The sequence below is a fragment of the Thalassospira sp. SM2505 genome, assembly GCF_054901115.1.
Window position 1 is genome coordinate 1,027,516 of record NZ_CM142731.1, and the last position, 24,401, is coordinate 1,051,916.

Sequence of the window (24,401 nt, forward strand, 5' to 3'; positions counted from 1 at the left end):
CATCTCGGGGACAAGATGGTCTGTGAGCTGTGGTCGTGTGAAGTACTGATTACTGCGTGTTCCTGACAATATCGGATGTGGTGTTGCCGCCTGCCGTTTGCAAAGCGCCCAAAACCGCGTCAACCCGAAGCAGCTCGGACAACAGGATGCCATCAGGTGCGCCCGGTCCAAAGACGGCATTGAACGGAATGCCAAAACGCCCGTAAGACGCCAGATAGTCGGCAATTTTCTGGTCAGGGCGGGTCCAGTCGGCCTGCATCAGAACAATATTGTCATTGCGAAGGGCGTTTGCGACCTCGGTGGTTTCAAGAACCAGCTTCTTGTTGACCTGACAGGTGACACACCATTCGGCGGTGACATCGACCAGCACTGTTTTACCCTCGGCAACAAGTGTACCGATTGTTTCAGGCGCAAATGCCTGCCATTCCAGTATTCCGGCATTCTGGGTGCTGGTGGTCTGGCTTGGCGGTTTGGCAAAGCCCGGAGCAAATAGCGCAATCAGGAAACCGGCAAGAGCAAGACCGGTAAAGGCAAAACGCGGACGCAGGTTTTGGGTGCGCGAGCGCGCCCAAACAAACAAGCCACCGATCACAAGACCAAGACCAACGGCAATGGCCCCCCCAAGACCGACCTGAACCGACAGGATGCCAAGCAACCATACTGCGGTCCCAACCAGTGCCAGTCCGAGAACCCCCTTGACCACATTCATCCAGCGGCCCGGTTTTGGCAGCAGATGTGCAACACGCGGCTGGATGGCAATTGCCAGATAAGGCAGGGCAAGTCCGATCCCCAAAAGCGTAAAGATCAAAAAGATATCGACGATGCTTCCGGCAAGGGCAAAGCCGATTGCCGTACCAAGAAACGGCGCCGAACACGGCGTCGCCAGCAATGTCGCAAACATGCCGGTCAGAAAATGACCGCTGAGATGACGACCGCGATTTTCCTGATTGCTGATTGCATCATTGGCGACATTGCCCAGTTCGCTGGGACCATTAATTTCAAAAAGTCCCCACATATTGAGTGCAAACAGGGCCAGAATGATCGTCATGACGGTCAGGAACAGCGGTTGCTGGAACTGAATACCCCAACCGATAGACCCACCAGCCAGTTTGATGCCAACCAGTATGGCTGCGATCAGCCAGAAGGACGTCACAATCCCGGCCGCACTGGCAAGGAAACCGTATCTGACCTGTTTGATGTCCTGTTCGCGAACATTGATGACCGACATCACCTTGATCGACAGGACCGGCAATACGCAGGGCATCACATTGAGGATAAGTCCCCCCAGCAACGCAAACACAGCAATCAGCCATATGCTGGTGCTGGTCGTTGCCTCTGCCACTGCCACTGCCACTGTCGCCGTCGGGCTGGTCGAGTCTGTTGTATTTACCGTGCCAACCGTAACGGATTGCTCAACCGATAATGGCCCGGCAATAACGGTGACTGTCAGATCTGTGCTATCAAGAGACTGATCATCATTCAGTCCAAAGACAGCCAGATCAAAATACCGGATGTCGTTTGCTGACGCTGACCCGCTTTTTACGGGGCTCGGCGTGCCAAATCCGGCGCGACCATCACTTTCAATCAGGATGTCATCGACGCTTACGCCCGCCTTATCCAGGCCTTTGATGCCAAGGCGCAGAACGGGTTGGTCTGATGCCTTGTCGACCGTGATGCTTGTGACGGAAACCGGAAGGTCGTCCCCGCGCAATGGAACGCGGGACACAAATTTTTCAATCTGATGGGCCTGATTGCTTGCCGTCGAAGCACCTGTGTCCGGACCTGTTGCGACGGACGCCGGGACATCAAGTTTGAAGTTTGCATTTGCCGGAATGCAAATGTCGCTGCACACCAAATAATCGACATCAAGACTGATCGAGACGTCCTTGCGCGGATCGGGAATGACGACATCAATCGGCAAAATGATGTGGTTCTTGTAGCCGAATGTTTCGAGACCAAAGATTGAGAAACGATGCGGGGCAGGCCACAGGATTTGGGCGTCACCCAGATTTTCGGACCCGGTCCAGTCAAGCTGCGGCGGGAAGCCAGCGTCACCGGCACTGCGCCAGTAGATCTTCCAGTCGGGCTGTAACTCGAATTCAAGGCCAAGGCGCAGCATGTCCGAACCGTTAAGCCCGGTTTGAGCACTGATCAGCCGCACGGACGCAAAGTCCTCATCCGTCCAGCCTGACGTCATATCCTGGGCGGCGATTGCAGGGCGCACCCCGCCAAACGACAAGATCGTTACGGCAAGCAGCAGCGATAAGCGAATGATCAGGTGGCGAAGCACGTCGTGGTCCTTACATAGCCGATATCAGGATGCCTTACTCTGGATCGAATATATGGCGCAAAGCAGGCAAAGATCCATGCCTTGAAGGCGTAATCCCCTGAGACGATCAAATCAAGCCACGTCTATGTGACCGATTTATCTGTGTGCGGCGATGACATATGTCTATCGACCTCAATCTGACGAAAAGTTTTGCGGAAATGTTGGCGATTGCAGGGGCGGGTTCCTACATCTTGAATATAAGGGAAATGCCCGGAACACTGTAATTATGTCATGTTTGTCGGGGTTCTTGATGGTAATGGACCGTTAATCGCGCTAGGCTTGATGAAACAGGACAGGAAGAGTTACGAGATGGCTGAGCGTATCAACACAGGCGAATATCTTGGCGGAAAGCTGCTGGTGGCGATGCCCGGCATGCGTGATCCGCGTTTTTCGCAAAGTGTTGTTTATATCTGTGCCCACAATAAGGATGGGGCGATGGGGCTGGTCATCAACCGTGTGATTGACAGCATCACCTTTCCGGAACTTCTCGAACAACTCGGCATTGCCCGTCCGGCACCAACCATCGAAGATATTCAGGTCCATTTTGGCGGTCCGGTCGAAAGCAGCCGCGGATTTGTTCTGCATTCCACCGATTTTTCAAACGAGGCGACCCTGCATGTTGATCCGGGTGTCTCGGTAACTGCAACGGTTGATATCCTCGAACAGATCGCCTTGGGCGAAGGTCCCAAAAGCCGCATTCTGGCGCTGGGCTATGCCGGATGGCGCAGTGGTCAGCTTGAAAGTGAAATTCTTGCCAATGGCTGGCTGCATGTTGATGCCGATGCCGACCTGTTGTTTGACGTAGATTGCGAAGACAAATGGGAACAGGCGTTTTCCAAGCTTGGTTTCGCACCGGAACTGCTGTCAGGCGAAGCTGGTCACGCCTGATCCGGTTTTGAACTCACTGTTTTCTCAAAAGAAAAGCCTGCCGTCTGGCAGGCTTTTGCATTTTCAGCGACAGATGTCGTGATCAATCAAACAGGGCGTCAATTTCTGCCTGCGAGAAGATCTGATCAACCTCGTCCTGACTGACGCGCTGGGCGTTTTGCGGTGCCTTGGTGACCGTTTTGTCAAGGTTGTCGAGGCCTTTGGGATCAGCTGGCAGATCGAAATCGCCAAAATCATCATCGCCCCAGATCTCGATCACGCGATTCACGCGTTCCTCGATATATTTCATCGTGTTGACGACTTTGGTGATGCGCTGCCCTGTCAGGTCCTGGAAGTTGCAGGACTCAAACACCTTGACCACCAGTTCGACAATGTCATCAGCCAGTCCTTGTGTATATTCGTCCGGTGCAGCCGAGCGGATATTGTGCGCAACCGCGTCAATCTTTTCGACGGTTTCAAGGATGTTGGCTGTTGCATCCTCGGTGGCTGCCACAACGGAATCAAGTTCACCCTTGACGATGTTGATGCGCGTGCCGCTGCTGTCTTCAGGGGCGGTATAAAGAGCCGCGATTTCGCGTTTCGTTTCCTGAATTGAGTTGGCCAGAGCACGAATTTCGGTTTTCAGAAGACGCAATTCATTGCGGGCATCTTCCTGTTCACTGTCTGTCGGCTTGGCATTCTGCTTTTTCTGCTCTTCGATCATGATGCGAATGTCAGAAAGAAGCTCAAGCTTGAGCTCTTCGATCGCAGTATGAAGAGACGAAATGTCCACGCCGCCAGTTCCCTGACCAGCGGTCGGGGCATCTACGGCCGGAAAGGAAACCATGTCACTCATGGTTTCAAGTTTGTTGAGGAGCCGCATCTCGGCGGTAAAAAGTCTTTTGCTGCCTTGACGTGCCATCTGCGAACCTCTGTTATTTTCCAGTCAGCATCCAGGGGAAACTTTGGGACGTGTCATACCCCGTACAGGGATCTGGATACATACGTTTGGGTAGAATAGTCCGCAAAACTTATATCGCCAACCAATTTCATCTTACTGATATGCTAGGAAACTGTTGGTATTTCAAGGGCTCGACCACAGATTCCCGTCAAGTGCTGATCATCTCTGGCCTGTTGCCAGCTTTTGCGAATCGCGTTTTTGAACAGGTGCTTACCAGTTTTATCAGCAGCATTTCAGAACGCCGACATGAAACGTCAATGTGACGTAGCGATGCGCCCCTGAAAAGATGTCCTGACCAGACCGTCATCAAACCTGTCCGGCTTTATCCATTGGTTGAAGAGATTCTAAAGTTGTTCATCGGTTATATTGCAAAGCAGCAAAGCTGGAAGGCTTCAAAAAACTCTAACCGGAATGGCTGTTTTTCTATCTAAGGGTGGGTATTTTCGAACGTTTTTAATAAAACCAAAGCGATAATTTGAACTGTTATCAAATACATTTTTTGTGCATTGCAGCGAGGTTTTTTCTGGATCAGGTGCCGAAGATACGCTATTTGCCTGCCTTACAGATGTACTTTCGGGTGCAGGCTTATTAAGAATAAGATATGTCAGAGGAAATGCTCCGGTCCGATCTGCTGTTAATCTTTGGTTGAAGCGTGATAATGTCCTTGAGAGGGGGCGATTATCATTCATTCGGCCATCGGTGGTTTCGGAGGCGGGGAGGATTGAGGCATATCGCCTTGAGATGTAATGCGAGGGGGCAGATTCGCATGTCGATCAAGAAGCTATTTCCCATCTTTCTGTTGGGATTGGCGGTAATCACCGGGTTTGATGGCGCAGCACTTGCTGCGGTTGGTCAGCCCGAGCCCTGGCAGCTTGGGCTGCAGGATCCGGTTTCGCCTGTGGCTGTTGAAGGCCAGAAATTCTTTAATCTACTTACGTGGCTGATGACGATCATTACCGTGGTCGTTCTTGCTTTGCTGCTGTACGTACTTTTCCGTTTCAGCGCGAAGCGCAACCCGGTACCGTCGAAAACAACGCACCACACCCTTCTTGAAGTGGTCTGGACGGTTGTGCCGGTCCTTATTCTTCTTGTCATCGCGATCCCGTCCTTCCGTCTGCTGTATTTTGCAGACCGCGTCGAGGATGCCGACCTTACCCTTAAGATCATCGGCAAGCAGTGGTACTGGACCTACGAATATCCGGACAACGGTAACTTCACGTTTGATTCCCTGATGATCGACGAAGAAACCGCTGTTGCCGAAGGCCTCAATCGCCTTCTGGATGTGGACAATCCTGTTGTCCTGCCGGTCGATGCCAATATTCGTTTGATCATGACGTCCGATGACGTGATCCATAACTGGGCCATGCCGTCGCTCTTCATCAAGCTTGATGCCGTACCTGGTCGTCTGAACGAAACCTGGACCCGCATTCCAGGCGAGTATGCCGGTACAACATTCTATGGCCAGTGTTCGGAGCTGTGTGGTGTGAACCACGCCTATATGCCGATCGCGGTCAAGGCTGTTACGATGGAAGAATACGAAGCCTGGGTAGCCAAGGCACAAGAACAGTTCGCATCTGCTGACTTGCCGTCTTCGGTATCAGTGGCATCGGCAGAGTGAGGGAGAGACTGATGGCTCACGCTGACACACATGATCACGATCATACCCCCGGCTTCTTTACCCGTTGGTTCCTGTCGACCAACCATAAGGATATCGGGACTCTTTATCTTGTCTTCTCGGTGATTGCCGGTCTGATCGGTGGCGCGTTCTCGGTCTGGTTCCGTATGGAACTGGCTCATCCGGGGACCCAGATCATTGAAGATCACCATTTCTTCAACGTGCTTGTGACCGCACACGGCATGATCATGGTCTTCTTCGTTGTCATGCCCGCCATGATTGGCGGTTTTGGCAACTGGTTCGTTCCGATCATGATCGGTGCGCCGGATATGGCGTTCCCGCGTTTGAACAACATTTCGTTCTGGCTGATCGTGCCAGCCTTCATCTTGCTGATGCTTTCTGCCGTTGTCGGCAGTGGTGCCGGTACAGGCTGGACGGTTTATCCGCCTCTTTCCGGGGTGCTTGGCCATCCTGATGCGTCGGTAGACCTTGCGATCTTTGCCCTGCATCTTGCAGGGGCCAGCTCGATCCTTGGTGCGGTGAACTTCATCACCACCATCTTCAACATGCGTGCCCCGGGCATGACCCTGCACAAAATGCCGCTATTTGCATGGTCCATGCTGGTAACAGCTTTCCTGCTGTTGCTGGCTGTGCCGGTTCTTGGTGGCGCGATTACCATGCTTCTGACCGACCGTAACTTTGGCACGGACTTCTTCAATCCGGCCGGTGGCGGTGACCCGATCCTTTATCAGCATCTGTTCTGGTTCTTCGGGCATCCGGAAGTGTACATCATGATCCTGCCGGGCTTCGGCATCATCAGCCACATCATTTCGACCTTCTCGCGCAAGCCGGTCTTTGGCTATCTCGGGATGGCATATGCGATGGTTGCGATTGGTGTTGTCGGCTTCATCGTGTGGGCACACCACATGTATACCGTCGGTATGGATGTTGACACCCGTGCGTATTTCACGGCAGCGACGATGGTCATTGCGGTGCCGACCGGGGTTAAAATCTTCTCGTGGATTGCGACCATGTGGGGTGGCTCGATCACCTTGCGTGCTCCGATGCTCTGGGCGATCGGCTTTATCTTCCTGTTCACTGTGGGCGGTGTGACAGGGGTTATGCTGGCAAACTCGGGCATGGATCTGCCGCTTCACGATACCTACTTCGTTGTGGCTCACTTCCACTATGTTCTGTCGCTTGGTGCCGTGTTCTCGATCTTTGCCGGTTTCTATTACTGGTTCAGCAAGATGACCGGTTACGAGATTTCCGATCTCGGTGCGAAGATCCATTTCTGGGCCTTCTTCGTCGGCGTCAACCTGACCTTCTTCCCGCAGCACTTCCTGGGTCTTGCTGGCATGCCGCGTCGTTATGCCGACTATCCGGATGCGTTTGCCGGTTGGAACCTTGTTTCGTCTTATGGTGCATATATCTCGTTTGCATCGACCATCTTCTTCCTCTGTGTGGTGGCGCATGCCTTCATCCGAGGCAAGAAGGCCGAAGCAAATCCGTATGGCGAAGGTGCAGATACACTGGAATGGACCGTCAGCTCGCCGCCGCCGTTCCATACCTTTGACGAACTGCCGCGCATCAAGTAAGTGACACTGGTTTAAGCCCCCCGCGAGCTTGTCTTGCGGGGGGCACCCTACCGCCCCAAGAAGAGAAGACCAGAGTTCCATGACCAAGCAGGTTGCCGACCAGACCATTGCTCTTGAAAGTGCAGCATCGCTGCCGATTTCCGAGGTGCGCGACTATATCGCGTTGCTCAAGCCCGGTGTGATGACCCTTGTTGTTTTTACCGGTGCTGTTGGTCTGTTGATTGCCCCGGGTTCGATCCATCCATTTTTGGGACTCGTCGCAATTGCCTGTATTGCTGTCGCCAGTGGCGCGGCTGCTTCGATTAACATGTGGTATGACCGGGATATCGACATCCACATGAAACGCACCCAGAACCGGCCGATTCCGGCAGGGCGCGTACCGGCGGACGAAGCCCTGTCTCTTGGCATTGCGCTTTCGGTCGTTTCGGTAACCGTTATGGCGGTTGCCATCAATATTGCTGCTGCGGTTTTGCTTGCGGTGTCGATTGCGTTCTACGTTTTCGTTTACACCATGTGGCTCAAGCGCAGTACGCCACAGAATATCGTCATTGGCGGTGCCGCCGGGGCATTTCCCCCGATGATCGGCTGGGCGTCGGTGACCGGCGGGGTCGATCTGAATTCGATCGCGTTGTTTATGATTATCTTTATGTGGACACCACCGCATTTCTGGGCCCTGGCCCTTTTCCGTTGTGGTGACTACGCAAAGGTCGGGGTTCCGATGATGCCGGTTGTGGCTGGCGAAGCGGCAACCAAAAAGCAGATGCTGATTTATACAATTCTGCTTGTGCCGGTTACCTTTGTGCCGGTGGCGACCGGGCTGCTGGGTGTTTTTTATGGCGTGACGGCGGGGCTGACCGGGCTTCTGTTTCTGCGCCATGCGATCCGCGTGCTGCGCAATGCCGAAGAACGCGCGCCGCATAAGATGTTTGGGTATTCCATCCTGTATCTGTTTGTCCTGTTCGGGGCGATGGTTGCGGATGTTTGGTTGGTTGGATTTATGGCATGAGCGAACAGGCACAGCACAACAAGGCCGAGCTTGAAGCGTTTCTTGCCAAACGCAAAAAGAAGAACCTCGTATTTCTGGCCATTCTTGGTGGCCTGGCGGTTCTGTTCTTTGCGATCACAATTTTGAAGATGAGCTAGGAACTCGGGCAAGATGGCTGATCAGACGCAACTCGATAAAACAAAGGCAAAGAACAAGCGGGTCTTGTTCAGTTGTGTGTTTGTTGTTGGTGCGATGGTTGGCCTGTCCTATGCGTCGGTCCCGCTTTACAAGCTGTTTTGTCAGGTCACCGGGTTTGGCGGTACGACTCAGGTCGCAACCGAAGCTCCGGTCGAAGTGTCGGAAAAAACCATCAAGATCCGGTTCAATGCGGACGTCAATTCGGGTCTGAACTGGCAGTTTAAACCGGAACAGCGCGAGATCACCGTTCGCTTGGGCGAGGACAATCTGGCTTATTACATGGCAGAAAACATGGCGCTTACCCCGATCACCGGACAGGCGACATACAACGTGACACCATTGAAGGCAGGGCAGTATTTCAGCAAGATAGCATGTTTCTGTTTTGACGAGCAAACCCTTGAACCGGGACAGCGCGTCGATATGCCGGTCAGTTTCTATGTTGATCCTGCCATTGCAGAAGACATCAATACCCAGGACGTGAAGACAATTACCCTGTCCTATACCTTCTTCAAGGCCGATGTGTCGGTCGAGGCAGCAGGCAGGGAAAATAATCAGGGAGGCTGACAGAATGCAGATTTGCGGACTGTGGCCTCGGTTTAACAAAGCGAACTTGAATTTCTTTTGTAAGGATTGAGGGGGGCAAGGAATGAGTGATCATGCTCAGAAACATCCGTTCCACCTGGTAGACCCAAGCCCGTGGCCGCTTGTCGCGGCAGCATCGGCAGGTCTGTTTACTGGTGGCATGGTCATGTTCATGCATTCGGATCGGGCACCGGCTGATTTCTGGCTGGCGGCGATCGGGATTGCTGGCATCCTGTTTGTGATGTTCCGTTGGTGGAGCAACGTAATCAGCGAGTCAAAGATTTACCACAACAAGGTCGTTCAGATCGGCCTGCGTTATGGCATGTCGCTGTTTATCGCATCCGAAGTAATGTTCTTTGTGGCTTTCTTCTGGGCGTTCTTCCACAACGCATTTGTGATCTTCAGCCCCGGCGTCACCGAATGGCCGCCTGCAGGGGTCGAGGTTCTTGACCCGTGGGATTTGCCGTTCCTGAACACCCTGATCCTGCTGCTGTCGGGCTGCACCCTGACCTGGGCGCATCATGGTTGCATCGAAGGCAAGAAAAAGGATCTGGTTCAGGGGCTGGCGCTGACCGTGGCGCTTGGCGTGATCTTCCTGGGCTTGCAGGCTTATGAATATAGCCACGCGGCATTCGGCTTTGCTGATAACATCTATTCTTCGACCTTCTACATGGCGACCGGTTTCCACGGCTTCCACGTATTTGTCGGAACGGTGTTCCTTGCGGTCTGCCTTGTACGCGCGACGAAGGACGGCTTTAAACCCGATCATCATTTCGGTCTGGAAGCTGCAGCTTGGTACTGGCACTTCGTTGACGTTGTCTGGCTGTTCCTGTTCTTCGCCGTTTACATCTGGGGCGGCGAATAAGCCGCTCTGACCCGGTTGGCCGGGTCCAAGATCATGGATGATTATTATCCGAACATTTCCCCCATACGTACCGGGCTGGCATGCAAATGCCCCCGCTGCGGTGGGGGAAAGCTGTTTCAGGGCTATCTGACCGTTCGTGAAAAGTGCGATGTCTGCGGGCTGGATTTGCGCGGGCATGATGCCGGTGACGGCCCGGCTGTGTTTATCATCTTCATTCTCGGATTTCTGGTTGTTCCCTTGGCGCTTTGGGTTGAGATGAAATACATGCCGCCATTATGGTTGCATGCGGTGGTGTGGGGGCCGGTAATTATCGGTGTGACAATGGTGTTGCTTAGACCGTTAAAAGGTCTCATGGTGGCGCTGCAATATCGCCATAGATCGACATCTCAACAGGACTGATTTCAGTTAATGCCTTTACTTACTACGCGCCCTAGTCCGGCGATGAAAATCTGCGTCGGCTTGTCTCTGGTTATTTTGGTGGGGCTCGGTTCCTGGCAGCTTGACAGGCTATTCTGGAAACAGGGCCTGATTGAGCAACGTCAGGCACAGGCATTGATGTCACCGATCCCGGTTCCGACCGATACGGTCGTTGACCCGTCACTGGCGTTTCGCGCAGCCTATGCCGACGGGCGTTACCTGAACGATCAGGAAAAATACCTGATGGCACGCACCCGGCGCGGCAATGTCGGGTTCCAGTTGATCACCCCGCTTGAACAGGAAGATGGTCGCATCATTCTGGTTAATCGCGGATGGGTGCCGACAGAAAACCGTGACCCGGAAACACGCCCTGAAAGCCTTGTTGAGGGGAAAGTCCATGTGACGGGGGTTTTGCGCCTGCCAAAGACAAAACACTGGGCGCAGCCGGAAAATGATGCGCTTACCAATCAGTGGTTTTATGTCGATGTCGATCACATGGCCGAAGATAGCGGTGCGGAGCTTGCCAGCCCTTATTATCTGGAACTTGATGATACGCCCGTCGCTGGCGGATTGCCGATCGGTGGCCAGGCCAAGGTCGAGTTGCCAAACAACCATCTGGAATATGCAATTACCTGGTACAGTCTGGCGCTGTCCCTGATTGTGATCTTTGTTGTTTATCATCGCCGTCCTGCCGAAGACAAAGATGATCAGGATCACAATGGTCAGGCTGCCTGACGGTGCAATGCCGGGCAGGTTGCCCGATTAGCCAGTTTCCTGTTTGCCGTCCCTGTTGGACGAGATCATACCCCAAAAGAAGAAAAATGAGCGCTGACCGGTTTGCGGCAGCGCCAAGGAGTTCCGATGACCGAAGCATATAAAAAGCTCGAAGCCCGTTTCCATCGCATGGGTGTTCTCTCTGATGCCGGTCAGATGCTGCATTGGGATATGGCGGCAATCATGCCTGAAGGTGGCGCAGAGGCCCGGTCAGAACAGCTGGCGACCCTGAGTGTTCTTGAAAACGAGCTGATGAATGCGCCGGAAATGGGCGACCTGATTGCTGCTGCCGAAGACGAAAGTCTTGATGCCTGGCAGAAAGCCAACCTTGGCGAGATGAAACGCAACTGGGTGCATGGCACCGCCGTTCCGTCCGATCTGGTCGAAAAGATGTCGCGCGCGGAAACCCGCTGCGAAGTTGCATGGCGTAAGGCGCGTGCAGACAATGATTTCAAGGGGCTTCTGCCGAAATTGCAGGAAGTGCTTGATCTGTCGATTGAGGCAGGCAAGGCAAAGGCGGATGCGCTGGGCACGTCGGTCTATGACGCGTTGCTTGATCAGTATGATCCGATGATGCGGTCGGACCGGATTGACAGTCTGTTTGCCGAGCTTGAAGCATTCCTGCCCGATTTCACATCCGAAGTAATCGAACGACAAAAAGCCGAAGCCAAGCCGGTTCTGCCGGTCGGTCCGTTCCCGATTGAAACCCAGAACGCGGTTGGCCTTGATCTGATGAAAGCAGTCGGGTTTGATTTTAACCATGGGCGTCTGGATATTTCGCATCATCCGTTCTGCGGTGGTATTCCCGATGATGTACGCATCACCACCCGCTATGACGAAAATGATTTTACCTCGGCCATCATGGGCGTTCTGCACGAAACCGGTCACGCGATGTATGAGCGAGGCTTGCCCAGGGACTGGCGCAACCAGCCGGTCGGCAAGGCACGCGGCATGACCATGCATGAAAGCCAGTCGCTTCTGGTTGAAATGCAGGCCTGCCGGTCCGAAGAGTTCCTGACCTATGCGGGGCCGGTTTTCAAAAAGGCATTTGGTGGCGATGATGCGGCATGGAGTGCCTCAAACCTGCACCGTCTCTATACCCGGGTTGAGCCCGGCCTGATTCGTGTTGATGCCGACGAGGTCACCTATCCGGCACATGTCATCATGCGCTATCGGCTTGAGCGTGCCCTGATCGAAGGCGATATGAAACTTGCCGATCTTCCGGGTGTCTGGAACGAAATGATGCAGAAGCTTCTGGGGATCACGCCGACGGATGATCGTGACGGATGCCTGCAGGATATCCATTGGCCATCCGGGGCCTGGGGCTATTTCCCGACCTATACGCTGGGCGCTATGGCCGCGGCCCAGATCTTTGCTGCGGCACGGGATGCAAACCCGGCTATTCCCGATGCATTGTCGCGTGGTGAATTCGAACCGCTGATGAGCTGGCTTGCACAGAATATCCACAGTCAGGCTTCAAGCCGTTCAACCGATGAAATTCTTAAGGATGCGACGGGAAGCATTCTTGGTGTTGATGCTTTCAAAACCCATATGCACAACCGGTACGGAATCTAAATTCGATTGAATGCATGTGGTAATATGCTAGCATCGGTAACTACGGATTTCCGAATGATGATAAGCGGTTATCCGATAGTTTACCCTTTATAGACTTCATGGGTATGACAGTCACATGGGAATAACCGACGGCAACAAGAAGGTCATGGACCGCCAGGTCTTTGCCACAGATCAGGTTATTTTCCGGGAAGGGAAGCCGGGAAACTCGGCCTATGTTGTCCAAGAAGGCAAAGTCGAGGTTTTCAAAACCCTGAATGGTGAAGAAGAAGTCATTCTGGGGACCATTGAAGCCGGTGGCTTGTTTGGCGAACTTGCTCTTGTTGATAACAAACCCCGCATGGCATCTGCACGTGCGACCGAACGTACTGTGCTGATCGCGATCAACCGCCAGACCTTTGAGAAAAAAATGGCGGGCTCGGATCGCTTTATCAAGGCGATCTTGCGAATCCTGCTTGGGAACTACCGGACTGTGGTTCGCCGTGCCGCGGTTGCCGAGGCCAAGCTTAAGGAACATGGCATTCCGCTTGATTGAGACGTGCGAATTATCCGCAGTTTGCAAGAGGCTTGCGGGATAATGCCGACCACAGCCCAGCTCTGCTTGATTGTCCCTTGACTATATTTGCCTAACCCCTCACTAACTCAGGCGTTGGAGTGTGTTTTGGCGCGACTTGCGTCCGGACACACGGAACTGGTTTTCGCCTTATGCAGGAGCAGGTCTAGTGCGCTATGTCAGCACGCGGGGAAGCGCCCCCATTTTGCAGTTCGATGATGTTCTTCTTGCCGGTCTGGCCCGTGATGGTGGTCTTTATGTCCCCGAAACCTGGCCTGCTTTTTCCAAGGATGACATTCGTGCGCTGCGAACTCTGACATATGCAGAAGTCGCTTTCAAAGTGATCCAGCCGTTTGTGGCAGGCACTGTTGATGACGATGCCCTTAAGGCCATTCTCGAAGATACCTATAACGGCTTTGATCACGACGCAGTCGCACCGCTCAAACAGCTTGGTGCCAATGACTGGGTGATGGAGCTGTTCCATGGCCCCACACTTGCTTTCAAGGATTATGCGCTTCAGGTTGTTGGTCGTCTGTTTGACCATGTTCTGGCCAAGCGCGGCGAACGGATCACGATTGTTGGTGCAACCTCCGGCGATACCGGATCGGCTGCGATTGAAGCCTGCCGGGATCGTGAAAATATCGATATCTTCATCCTGCATCCGAAAGGCCGCGTTTCAGAAGTTCAGCGTCGCCAGATGACGACGATCCTGTCTGACAACGTTCATAACATTGCGGTCGAAGGATCGTTTGATGATTGTCAGGATCTGGTCAAGGCCCTGTTCAATGATCATGCCTTCCGTGACGAGATTGGCCTGTCTGCGGTCAACTCGATCAACTGGGCGCGTATCATGTGCCAGATCGCCTATTATTTCTGGGCCGGTGTGCAGCTCGGTTCCCCGGAACGCGAGATTTCCTTCTCTGTACCGTCGGGCAACTTTGGCAATGTCTATGCCGGGTATGCAGCGATGCAGATGGGCCTTCCGATCAAGCAGTTCGTGGTGGGTGCAAACCGCAATGACATCCTTGCACGCTTCTTTGAAAGCGGTGTGATGAAGATGGAAGGTGTGGCGCCGTCGCTCAGCCCGTCCATGGACATTCAGGTCAGCTCGAACTTCGAGCGTCTGATGTTTGATCTTTATGATCGTGATGGTCTGGCCATTGCCGAGATGCTGACCAAATTCCGTGAAACCGGTGTTATGGAAATGTCGCAGGGGCAGTTTGCCCGCGCACGCGAACATTTCGATGGTTATCGTCTTGATGACGACGCGACCAAGGCCGCGATCAAGGATATCCTTGAAACAAGTGGCGAGCTGGTCGATCCGCATTCCGTGATCGGCATCGTTTCGGGCCGCGCATGCAATCGGGACAAATCGGTGCCGATGGTGGCACTGGCCACAGCACATCCGGCAAAGTTCCCCGATGCGGTCAAACAGGCATCCGGCATTTATCCGGACTTGCCCCCGCGTCTCTCTGATCTATATGACCGACCTGAAAAGGTCGAACCCATGGCCAATGATGTTGACGCATTGATGGCGCATGTCCGTAAAAACCGGCGTGCGGCCTGAAAATCGGATATGATTGGGCGTGATGTGAAAAACAGGAGTAATGCTATATGACAGTCGAGCTTACCCAGCTTGACAATGGGATGATTGTCGCAACCGACCGCCTTGACCATGTGCAGTCGGTGGCCCTTGGTACCTGGGTTGATGTTGGCGCGCGTAACGAAACGCCAGACATCAACGGCATTTCCCATATGCTTGAACATATGGCCTTCAAGGGCACGCGCCGTCGTTCCGCGCTTCAGATCTCCGAGGAGATCGAAGCCGTTGGCGGGCAGATGAATGCTTATACATCGCGTGAAAACACGGCCTATTACTGCAAGGTCCTGCACGAAGATCAGGAATTGGCGATCGATGTGATTGCCGACATTCTGCAGCATTCAACGCTTGATGCCAAAGAGCTTGAACGCGAACGCCAGGTCATCCTGCAGGAAATCGGGCAGGCCAATGACACGCCCGACGACATCATTTTTGACTATTTTCAGGAAACTGCCCTGCCAAATCAGGCTCTGGGCCGTTCAATCCTTGGCAGTCCGGAAAATGTATCGTCGCTGACGCGTGATCATCTGTTTGACTATATGTCGCGCCGCTACAGCCCGAAACGCATGGTGTTTTCGGCATCTGGCAAGGTCGAACACCAGCGCGTTGTCGACATGGTTGCCGAAAAATTCGACAGCCTGCCTGCACATGAAGATCACGAGATGGAGCCGCTCAAATACGAAGGCGGTAACCGGATTGAAAATCGCAAACTTGAACAGGTTCATGTGATTTTCGGTCTTCCGACCGTGTCCTATACCGATGACAGCTTCTATGACCTGCAGGTCTTCAACACCCTTCTGGGGGGTGGCATGTCATCGCGTCTGTTCCAGGAAATCCGTGAAAAGCGTGGTCTGGTTTATTCGGTCTATAGCTTCTCGTCGCATTATGTCGATGGTGGCCTGTTTTCGATCTATGCCGGGACCGGGGCCAATGACATTGGCGAACTGATGCCGGTCATGTGCGACGAACTGGTCCGTGCGACCGATGACCTGACCGAAGAAGAAGTCACGCGCGCGCGTGCACAGCTCAAGGCATCGGTGGTGATGGCGATGGAAAGCAATTCCGGTCGCTGTGAAACCCTTGCCCGTCAAATCCAGATTTTCGGTCGTCCGCAGAGCATGGAAGAGATCGTCGCCAGGATTGACGGAGTTGATCTTGAAAGCGTGCGTCGTTCCGGCAAGGCGCTTCTGGATGGTAAACCGACCATCACGGCGCTTGGCCCGGTCGACAAGATGCCTGAATATGACGAACTGGCAGCCCGCCTGCGCGGTTGATTGCCAGAACCGGTCAGATAAAAGACGGCACTTGTTCCTTGGGGCAGGTGCCGTTTCTTTTTGCTGCGTTAAAGCTTGTGGTGTATCCCCATATTTGTCGGCAGAAAGGGATAAGCCCATGCAATATGCCTTTGATATTGGCGGTTCAAAGATTGAATTCGGGGTGTTCAGTGACGCTGGTGAAGTCCTGCTTCACAGCAAGACACCAACGCCCAGGGACAATCTGGATGCGTTTGTTGCAACCATCCGGGATGTGATCGGCGAGGCGGATCAGGAATTCGGTGCGCGTCCCGATATCGGGATCAGTTTTGCCGGTGGTCTGGATCCGCAAAGCGGAGCGGTGATTTCAGCCAACATCCCGGCGATCAAGGGCTGGTCCCTGGCATCCGAACTGTCATCCATCCTTGGCCGCAATGTGCTGGTGGAAAATGACGCTGATTGCTTTGCCCTGGCCGAGGCGATCAGCGGTGTCGCCAAAAATGCCCGAACCGTTTTCGCGATCATTCTTGGTACCGGCGTGGGGGGCGGCATTGTTGTTGATGGCCGCTTCATTGGCGGTGGTAGTGGCATTCGCGGCGAATGGGGGCATGGGAATGATGTAACCGGTACGCTGATCCGTAATGGTCTGGCACCGGTTCCCTGTGGCTGTGGTCAAACCGGGTGCCTTGATGCCTGGGGCGGAGCGCGTGGCCTTGAACATATTCACACCCAGATCAGCGGAAACCCGATCAGCAGCTTTGAAATCACTGATGCCTGGCGGGCCGCAGATGTCCAGGCCACACGCGCGGTCGAGATTTACTGTGAACTGGTCGCCCGCGAGCTTGCCCTGATGGTCAATGTCATTGATCCCGACTGTATTCCGGTTGGCGGCGGCATGGCATCGGAAAAGGGGATTGTCGCGCAAATCGATGCGCTGGTTCGTGAACGTGCTCTGGGACGCTATGACAACCCGCTGATCATTCCCGGTGCCTTTGCCAGCGATGGTGGGCTTCGGGGGGCGGCAATGCTGCATCTTGATGCGAAAGGCGCGGGATCGGATAAAGGGTCGCGACCAATCGGGATACCGCGCTGATGACCGGGAATGATCTTCTGCTTGAAGTCTGTGTCGAAAGTCTCGGGGATGCGGTGCGTGCAATCGAAGCCGGCGCAGACCGGATTGAATATTGTTCGGCACTGGCACTTGGTGGATTGACGCCAACCCCCGGGGCCTTGGCGCGCATTTCCGAACTTGATGCGCCATGTATGGTGATGATCCGTCCACGGCCGGGTGACTTTTGTTATGACGCTTCTGAATGTACCCTCATGAAGCACGAGATCGCGCTGGCGCGCGATCATGGTGCGGCCGGTGTGGTGTTTGGCGCCTGCGACAAGGATGGCAATCTTGATTTTGCTGTTTTGCGGGACCTGATTGCTGAATGTGATGGTCTGCAGACAACCCTGCACCGCGCCTTTGACGTGGTTGCCGATCAGTCCCGCGCGCTTGAACAGGCGGTTGTGCTGGGCTTTGACCGCATCCTGACCAGCGGAGGCGCATCCGATGCACTGTCCGGGCGTGATCAGATCGCAAAACTGCAAAACCAGGCCAATGGCCGGATCAAGATCCTGCCCGGTGCCGGGGTTTCGGCGGCCAATGCGGGCGAGATCTTGCGCATAACCGGGGCCATCGAACTGCATGCCTCCTGCAAGGCGGACGGCGGTGAAGATGGACGAATATGTGTCGATCCTGCGCGTGTCACCGCTCTGAAAGAAGCGATGCGCCAATAAAACGGATCGTATCAATGAAAGGCTTATGCATACGTATGGTATCGGTCTAATCTTAATAGGTTAAGGCCGGTAATTGTTCGTTAAGCTGGCTGGCATAAAGCTGTGTTTCTGATGCGTGCCACAGGGGCAGGCGGCTTTGGGTATCAATGGTGCAACGGTTGGTGAAATAATGACGACAGAACAAAATAGTGGCGCAAATTCCGTTGGCTTGGCTGCGAACCAGACATTGAACCGGCTGCACCAGATCATCACGTCGCAGAACCTGAATTTCGAGCAGCGCGTCGATGCGATCCTGAAGCTGGGAACGGAACATTTTGGTCTGCCGATCGGGGTGTTCAGCAAGATCGTTGAGGATCAGTATGAAATCCAGCAGGCCGTGCATCCTGAAAATGCCCTGACACCGGGCATGAGTTTTGAACTCGCCAACACCTATAGCGCCCATGTCATTCAGGCCGGCGATGTGTGCGGCTTCAACCATGTTGGCCAAAGCGATGTCAAAACCCATTCCAGTTATCAGAATTTCCGGCTTGAAGCCTATCTTGGAGCGCCGGTTCCGGTGGATGGCAAATACTATGGAACGCTGAGTTTCTCGGGTCCGCGACCGGTCCCTGTCTTTACAGCGCCTGATATCGAATTGGTTCGGCTATTTGCTTTGTTGCTGGGGCAGGCGATTGCACGCCGTGCCGATCAGCACGCACTCGACGCTGCGCGCAAGGAGGTCGAACGTCTGTCGACGCGCGATCCGCTGACCGGTCTTTATAACCGGCGTTATATGCAAGATTGCCTGAAAGCCGAACTGGGGCGTACCAAACGCTATGACAAGCAGCTGGTTGTTGGTTTGCTTGATTACGATAATTTCAAGAAACTCAATGACGATTATGGTCATGATGCGGGCGACAACGCCCTGAAACTGTTTGCCAGGGTATCTTCGGAACTTATGCGTGACACCGACGTGATCGCACGGTGGGGCAACGAGGAATTTCTGATCCTGATGCCCGAAACCGGTGCCGCCGGGGCTATTAAATATTTGCAACGCCTGACGGATCGTGTCCGTGAATCTGATTTCCGGGCAGGCGATGATGAACTTCACCTGAGCCTGAGCGTTGGTCTGGGGATTGCCGAGCCGGGGGATACGGTCGACACCCTGATCGCACGCGCCGGTGTTGCAATGTATGAATCCAAACAGGCAGGCTAGTATTATACGGTCGCCTGCTTCGGCGGGGACTGACGGCTGGCGATACGGATACTGATCACATGACAGCTCGCAGAACCCGTGCGAGTGTTTCCGGTGTCAGTGGTTTGGACAGATATCCGTCAAACCCGATCGCAAGGTAACGGCTTTCGGCTTGTTCAAGGGCGTCTGCGGTAACGACAATGATCTTTGCATTGCGCGATGGTCCCGGCGTCCTTCGGATGGCATGAAGGGCCTCTGTGCCATCCATCACCGGCATTTGCGCATCCATCAGGATCAGGTCATAGCGGTTTTCCACGGCCTTCTCGACAGCTTCGCGGCCATCACAGGCATAGCTGATCTCATAGGGACCTTTGTCAAGAAAGGCCCCTATGACGATACGATTGAGTTCCTTGTCATCAACGACGAGCACCTTGATGAAATTATCAAGCGGCACGTCACTATTTTCCAGGGTCGGAAGTTCTGGCGAATAATGTTCAGCAACAAGTCGGTTCTGCTCGTTCAGGGCCGGATGTACTGGTGTGAACGGAACGTCGACCCAAAATTTTGCACCTTTGCCGGGGACCGCGGAGGCATCAATCTTGCCGCCCATTGCCTCGGTCAAACGTTTGGCAATGGCAAGTCCAAGACCAGTGCCGCCATATTTGCGTGTTGTTGACTGGTCGGCCTGATTAAAGGCCTCAAACAGATTTTTCCGTGTTTCGTCGCCAAAGCCGATACCGGTATCCGTAACTTCAAGCCTTAGAACAACGACATCTGCCCAATGTTCGGAAAGCCTGTCGCTGCGGTAAAGATTGACCGTAACATTCCCTGTCTCGGTAAATTTCAGGGCATTGGAAAGAAAGTTCGCCAGAATCTGGCGCAATCGGGTGGGATCACCTTCGACAAAGTCCGGTGTGTCGTCGGCAATGATGGTGCGCAGATCAAGCTCCTTGTCCGAGGCGATACTGCTGAAACTGCCAACCGTGTTGCGCACAACATCCTGTGGTGAAAAGACGATATGCTCGATCTCGAGTTTACCGGCTTCAATCTTGCTAAGATCAAGGACGTCGTTGACGATGGCCATAAGGGTCTTGGCTGATTCATTGATCAGCACAGCATAGCGTTGCAGGTTTGCCGCCATATCGCCTCTGGCCAGCAGACCTGACAGACCAAGAATGCTGTTCATCGGGGTTCTTATTTCGTGGCTGACAGTGGCCAGAAATTCCGACTTTGCCTGACTGGCGGCATTGGCCCGGTTCCGTTCGGTTGCAAATTGCTGAAGGTTGGTGCGAATGATCGCGATCATCGGCCAGACAACACCAAAGATCACCCCGAGAATACACAGGATCAACGCCCCGCGCGTCACAAGAGATACTTGCGTGCTGATCATAAGTTGGCGTTCGGCATCGCGTTGATAAAGCGTAACCGTGCGGTCAAGCATCTCCAACAACGGTTTGAAAGCAGTCCGGTGAATATATTCGGCATCAATGGCCACAACACGGCTTTGTCCGGGGTCGGTGCTGTTCAAAACACGTTTTGCAGCTTCAAGAAACGATCTTACTTCACTATCAAGTGACGGTTTGCCTTCAAGATAATAGCGGCGAATGACGCCTTCTGACGGGGGAAGCGCAAGCTGCTGGTCGCCATCGACAAGTGCGCGATGGGAGCTTTCCATAAGGTCAATCGCGTCTTTTAGTGCAAGGCGTATTTCGTTACTTTCGGCTGCTGTGGTCTGAGTGCCTTGTGCAAGCATCTGGCTAAAGCCGTTGATACGCTGGCTCAGCATGCGCTGGCGGCCGCTCATATTGATCTGAAGGGTGGTTTCCTGACGGGCATGTTCAATCATGTAATCGACAACGCCATCAGCAAAAATCAGGCTCAGGATTAACCCGGTCGCAATCAGGATGCGTTTGCGAAAGGGGATGACAACATCGCGCGGTCGCAGCAAGGGATGTGGGCTGTCGCGATTTTCTGTGTCCCCGGGTGTCATTCGCTTCCCCTAAAAAACTTACGTTCCCTGTTCTGTTTACTTTGGCAGGGTAATGGTCTTTACCAGACAGATGAACGCTACATTGTGAATATGGGGGTTGTCACGCGCAATTCGAGAAGTTCAGGGGAACGAAACGAGGCCCGGTTGAAGGCCGGATATCTTTGGGCAAAAAGAAAACCGCTTTGAGGAAAACCTCAAAGCGGTTTGTCTTGGCTGGGGCGGTAGGATTCGAACCTACGGTACACGATACCAAAAACCGATGCCTTACCACTTGGCCACGCCCCATCAGCATGCGTGGCGCGGAAAATAGCGCCCCCGTGACAAGAGTGCAACCCTCTATTTGAAGGTTTTTTTATCACGGTCCTAGTCGGGGAATGACGCGCCGATATTTGACAGAACTCTGGCTTGCTGACTGATGATTTCCGTTGGTGAAATCCACCAGTCCGGGTGCTGGGCAGCGATGGCAATTGCGGCCTTTTCTGCCTGATCGCTGGTGTCATAAATACCAAAACAGGTGGCCCCGCTTCCCGACATCCGGGCAAGCAGACAGCCTTCTTCACGGGCCAGCGCATTCAGCACGTCGCAAATCTCGGGAAGGATGCTGGTGGCAGCAAGCGTCAGGTCATTACCGCATTCCGACAAGGCATCAGCAAGGGCGGCCCCACTGGCAAATTCACGTTGCACATCCCAAAGCCCCGAGACAGAGAAGGCTTCGTCTTCGCGTGCCTTGAAAATTGCCGGGGTCGAAACCGCCTTGCCGGGATTGATCAGCAACATGGCAACGGGCGGAAGTTCGGGAAGGTCGGTCAGTTCTTCGCCAATACCCGACATCAGACAGGTCCTGCCATGCAGGCATACCGGCACATCCGCACCGAGACTGAGCGCAATCCGTGAAAGAGTATTCTGATCAAGGTCGAGTTGCCACATATCGCAAAGAAGGCGCAATGCACTGGCCGCATCCGCAGACCCGCCGCCAATGCCCGACGCAACAGGCAGGCGCTTATCAAGGACAAGATCAGCACCAAGTCTGGTGCCGCTTTCTTCCTGAAGCAGCCGTGCGGCCCGGACAACCAGATTGTTTTTGGTCTCTTCAAGCGCAAGGCTTGCCGACATCGGACCGGTGATCGTCAGATTGATCGCACCATCATCGCGGCATTCGCCGCTTAGAACGTCACCGACAGCGGTAAAGCAGACAAGACTTTCAAGCAGATGATAACCGTCATCACGCTTGCCGGTGATATGCAAAAACAGATTGATTTTGGCCGGTGCCTGTTCGCTATAGGTCGCAGACATGGATGTTTCTTCCCGAACTAACTGGTCAGTTCACGACGACCGGGGCGACGGCCGGTACCTGACCCTTGATCTTGTTTTCGACTGTGGTCCGCAATTCTTCTGTCGGATTGAATGAAAGGGCACGGTGCCACTGGAACCGGGCTTCGTGATACCGCCCGATCTGCCAATAGGCATCGCCAAGGTGATCATTGATGGTCGGATCATCGGGTTTGAGTTCCACAGCCTTTTCAAGCTGCTCGACCGCGTCATCAAACCGGCCGAGCTTGTAGTAAACCCAGCCAAGACTGTCGACGATATAGCCGTCATCAGGCTGCAATTCGACCGCGCGTTTCAGCATGTCTTCGGCCTGTTCGAAATTCTTGCCCATATCAACCCAGCTATATCCAAGATAGTTCAGGACATAGGGTTGTTCCGGCTCGATTTCGAGCGCAAGCAGGAAGTCCGTTTCTGCCTTTTTCCAGTCACCGGCACGCTCATGGGCGATACCGCGACGATACAGCAACCGCCATCCGACCAGACTGTCACCACCAAGGCGCTCAATCGCCTTGTCATAGGCGTTTGCGGCTTTGGCATAATCGCCCTGAATACGCAGGATATCACCAAGCTGGATCAGGGCATCGGGACGGTCCTTGCGTTCATTGACCATGTTTTCGAGAATATCGATGGCTTTGTCAGCCTGCCCGATCTGCTCAAGACTGGATGCGGTGCGAAGGCGGGCATTCCAGCTGTGCGGGGATGTTTGCGGAATCGCGCTGTAAACCGTGATCGCCGCGTCATAGCGTTCCTGGATTTCCATGACCTCACCGACCAGAAGACGGGTGATATCGTCATAGGGGCGCAGCGACAGGGAATAACGCGCCATCAACAGGGCCGGATCAACAGCATTTTCCTGACTAAGCAGGGTCGCGATATCAAGATAGGCCTCTGCCAGACCGGTGGTTGGTGTCAGGATCGTTGCCAGTGGCGGCTCGCCGCGTTCAAGCCGTTCCAGATGGAAGGGCATGGCTAGTGACTGCGGGTGGCGATCCATATAGCTTTGATACAGCAGGGCTGCTTTTTGTGACTGGCCTTTGCGCTCATACACAGCGCCAAGGGCCTCGGCCGCGCGCAGCGGCGCATCCGCCGGATCGCCATAGGCGCTGGCAAGGGCGCGTTCGGCACCGTTAAGATCATCGAAATAGGCCAGAATCAGGCCACGATGATATTCCGAAAGCGGATTAAGCGCGCCATTCCCCTGCATTTCATCCAGTGACGACAAGGCCCTGGATGGTTCGTTCAGACCGGCATATAGCCAGGCCTTTGCCAGGGGGGCGATCAGGGCATTGACGCCGCGCTGGGGCAGTTCCGATACGACATTGATTGCATCCTGATAGCGGTCTTCACGGATCGCGGTGTCCATGACCGTCAGGGCTGCAAACAGGTCTTCCGGATTTTCTCCTTGAAGCTGTTTGGCGATGTCACTGGCATCGGAAATACGACCATCACTGATCAGCGCCAGAAAGGCACGGCGGCGCAATTCGTTATTACCGGGTTCCAGCTCATGGGCGCGCAAAAGATACTGTGCCGCATAGCCGGACTGGCTTTCAAGCTGGGCTGCTTTACCTGCAAGGAAGTTCCCCGAAAAGCCGTCTGATTGCGGATACTGGAATTCTACCTGCTCGTCGCGCTGTGGCATGGAGCCACAGGCTGAAAGAGCAAGTGCCGTCATCGGGATGATGATTTGTAACAGTTGACGTTTCAAAGGCTTGTCCTGCGTCCGCAATTCGGGTTCGGTATTGTCGCGTGCCGAGCAACACCATGTTGAATTTCGGGTTTAGCCTACTCAGTCGGCAATTATAAGGCAAAGCATTTGCAACACGCGACGACATGCAATCGCAAGACAATACGCTATATCTCGGCATGCCGGTTCAAAACCGTCACGGATTTCAGGTTGGTGGTTGTGCGAACCTTCTGGCAAAGCCACGGGTTGGTCGGGAAATACAATCATCAG

The 24,401-nt window shown here is 54.0% G+C and carries 22 protein-coding genes and 1 tRNA gene; 16 read left to right on the top strand and 7 right to left on the bottom strand.

The window, feature by feature from the left end:
• Positions 1-49 precede the first annotated feature (49 nt).
• Entirely contained in the window at positions 50-2,290 is a 2,241-nt protein-coding gene (locus ACTU44_RS04595) for a protein-disulfide reductase DsbD family protein (protein ID WP_462096786.1), read from the bottom strand.
• A gap of 348 nt (positions 2,291-2,638) precedes the next feature.
• Between ACTU44_RS04595 and ACTU44_RS04600 the strand changes: the two genes are divergently transcribed.
• Positions 2,639-3,217 carry a YqgE/AlgH family protein gene (locus tag ACTU44_RS04600; protein WP_114097822.1) on the top strand — a complete coding sequence of 193 codons (579 nt, stop codon included), beginning with the start codon at positions 2,639-2,641 and terminating at the stop codon, positions 3,215-3,217.
• Positions 3,218-3,299: 82 nt separating this feature from the next.
• On the opposite strand, the gene ACTU44_RS04605 is transcribed toward ACTU44_RS04600, so the two are convergent.
• Complete coding sequence (locus tag ACTU44_RS04605) at positions 3,300-4,118, bottom strand: hypothetical protein (protein WP_258548673.1); 819 nt, start codon at positions 4,116-4,118, stop codon at positions 3,300-3,302.
• Positions 4,119-4,549: 431 nt separating this feature from the next.
• Entirely contained in the window at positions 4,550-4,846 is a 297-nt protein-coding gene (locus ACTU44_RS04610) for a hypothetical protein (RefSeq protein WP_147251958.1), read from the bottom strand.
• 77 nt (positions 4,847-4,923) lie between these two features.
• On the opposite strand from ACTU44_RS04610, the gene coxB reads away from it, so the two are divergent.
• The 15 genes from coxB (at position 4,924) to ACTU44_RS04685 (ending at position 19,149) form a co-directional block, all read left to right on the top strand.
• Entirely contained in the window at positions 4,924-5,775 is an 852-nt protein-coding gene (gene coxB / locus ACTU44_RS04615) for a cytochrome c oxidase subunit II (protein WP_336080103.1), read from the top strand.
• An 11-nt stretch (positions 5,776-5,786) separates the two neighbouring features.
• Positions 5,787-7,370 carry a cytochrome c oxidase subunit I gene (gene ctaD, locus ACTU44_RS04620; RefSeq protein ID WP_336080104.1) on the top strand — a complete coding sequence of 528 codons (1,584 nt, stop codon included), beginning with the start codon at positions 5,787-5,789 and terminating at the stop codon, positions 7,368-7,370.
• A 79-nt stretch (positions 7,371-7,449) separates the two neighbouring features.
• Entirely contained in the window at positions 7,450-8,376 is a 927-nt protein-coding gene (locus tag ACTU44_RS04625; RefSeq protein ID WP_336080105.1) for a heme o synthase, read from the top strand.
• Positions 8,373-8,513, top strand: coding sequence for a hypothetical protein (locus ACTU44_RS04630; RefSeq protein ID WP_336080106.1), 141 nt, complete (start codon positions 8,373-8,375; stop codon positions 8,511-8,513). Before ACTU44_RS04625 ends, ACTU44_RS04630 begins: the two co-directional genes overlap by 4 nt.
• A 13-nt stretch (positions 8,514-8,526) precedes the next feature.
• Complete coding sequence (locus ACTU44_RS04635; RefSeq protein WP_336080107.1) at positions 8,527-9,117, top strand: cytochrome c oxidase assembly protein; 591 nt, start codon at positions 8,527-8,529, stop codon at positions 9,115-9,117.
• Positions 9,118-9,199: 82 nt separating this feature from the next.
• The gene (locus tag ACTU44_RS04640; RefSeq protein WP_336080108.1) at positions 9,200-10,000 is read left to right on the top strand and encodes a cytochrome c oxidase subunit 3; all 801 of its coding nucleotides are present in this window, start codon (positions 9,200-9,202) and stop codon (positions 9,998-10,000) included.
• 33 nt (positions 10,001-10,033) lie between these two features.
• Positions 10,034-10,399 (top strand): DUF983 domain-containing protein, encoded by a 366-nt coding sequence (locus ACTU44_RS04645; protein WP_336080109.1) that lies wholly within the window; start codon positions 10,034-10,036, stop codon positions 10,397-10,399.
• A 9-nt stretch (positions 10,400-10,408) separates the two neighbouring features.
• Positions 10,409-11,152 (top strand): SURF1 family protein, encoded by a 744-nt coding sequence (locus tag ACTU44_RS04650; protein WP_462096787.1) that lies wholly within the window; start codon positions 10,409-10,411, stop codon positions 11,150-11,152.
• 126 nt (positions 11,153-11,278) lie between these two features.
• The gene (locus tag ACTU44_RS04655; RefSeq protein WP_462096788.1) at positions 11,279-12,766 is read left to right on the top strand and encodes a carboxypeptidase M32; all 1,488 of its coding nucleotides are present in this window, start codon (positions 11,279-11,281) and stop codon (positions 12,764-12,766) included.
• A gap of 115 nt (positions 12,767-12,881) precedes the next feature.
• Entirely contained in the window at positions 12,882-13,298 is a 417-nt protein-coding gene (locus ACTU44_RS04660) for a cyclic nucleotide-binding domain-containing protein (protein WP_114097830.1), read from the top strand.
• Between the two features lie 187 nt (positions 13,299-13,485).
• A complete protein-coding gene (thrC, locus tag ACTU44_RS04665; protein WP_114097831.1) occupies positions 13,486-14,883 on the top strand; it encodes a threonine synthase in 1,398 nt (465 codons plus the stop codon).
• A gap of 47 nt (positions 14,884-14,930) precedes the next feature.
• Positions 14,931-16,190 carry a M16 family metallopeptidase gene (locus ACTU44_RS04670; protein WP_114097832.1) on the top strand — a complete coding sequence of 420 codons (1,260 nt, stop codon included), beginning with the start codon at positions 14,931-14,933 and terminating at the stop codon, positions 16,188-16,190.
• A gap of 118 nt (positions 16,191-16,308) precedes the next feature.
• Positions 16,309-17,262 carry an ROK family protein gene (locus ACTU44_RS04675; RefSeq protein WP_336080113.1) on the top strand — a complete coding sequence of 318 codons (954 nt, stop codon included), beginning with the start codon at positions 16,309-16,311 and terminating at the stop codon, positions 17,260-17,262.
• A complete protein-coding gene (locus ACTU44_RS04680) occupies positions 17,262-17,954 on the top strand; it encodes a copper homeostasis protein CutC (protein WP_462096789.1) in 693 nt (230 codons plus the stop codon). Before ACTU44_RS04675 ends, ACTU44_RS04680 begins: the two co-directional genes overlap by 1 nt.
• 169 nt (positions 17,955-18,123) lie before the next feature.
• Positions 18,124-19,149 carry a sensor domain-containing diguanylate cyclase gene (locus ACTU44_RS04685; protein WP_462096790.1) on the top strand — a complete coding sequence of 342 codons (1,026 nt, stop codon included), beginning with the start codon at positions 18,124-18,126 and terminating at the stop codon, positions 19,147-19,149.
• Positions 19,150-19,204: 55 nt separating this feature from the next.
• On the opposite strand, the gene ACTU44_RS04690 is transcribed toward ACTU44_RS04685, so the two are convergent.
• From ACTU44_RS04690 to ACTU44_RS04705, 4 genes are all read right to left on the bottom strand, one after another.
• A complete protein-coding gene (locus tag ACTU44_RS04690) occupies positions 19,205-21,118 on the bottom strand; it encodes an ATP-binding protein (protein ID WP_462096791.1) in 1,914 nt (637 codons plus the stop codon).
• A gap of 210 nt (positions 21,119-21,328) precedes the next feature.
• Positions 21,329-21,403, bottom strand: a tRNA-Gln gene (locus ACTU44_RS04695).
• A gap of 78 nt (positions 21,404-21,481) precedes the next feature.
• The gene (locus ACTU44_RS04700) at positions 21,482-22,411 is read right to left on the bottom strand and encodes a 4-(cytidine 5'-diphospho)-2-C-methyl-D-erythritol kinase (protein ID WP_462096792.1); all 930 of its coding nucleotides are present in this window, start codon (positions 22,409-22,411) and stop codon (positions 21,482-21,484) included.
• Between the two features lie 25 nt (positions 22,412-22,436).
• On the bottom strand, positions 22,437-24,152 hold the full coding sequence (locus ACTU44_RS04705; protein WP_462096793.1) for a tetratricopeptide repeat protein: 1,716 nt from the start codon (positions 24,150-24,152) through the stop codon (positions 22,437-22,439).
• Between the last annotated feature and the right edge of the window lie 249 nt (positions 24,153-24,401).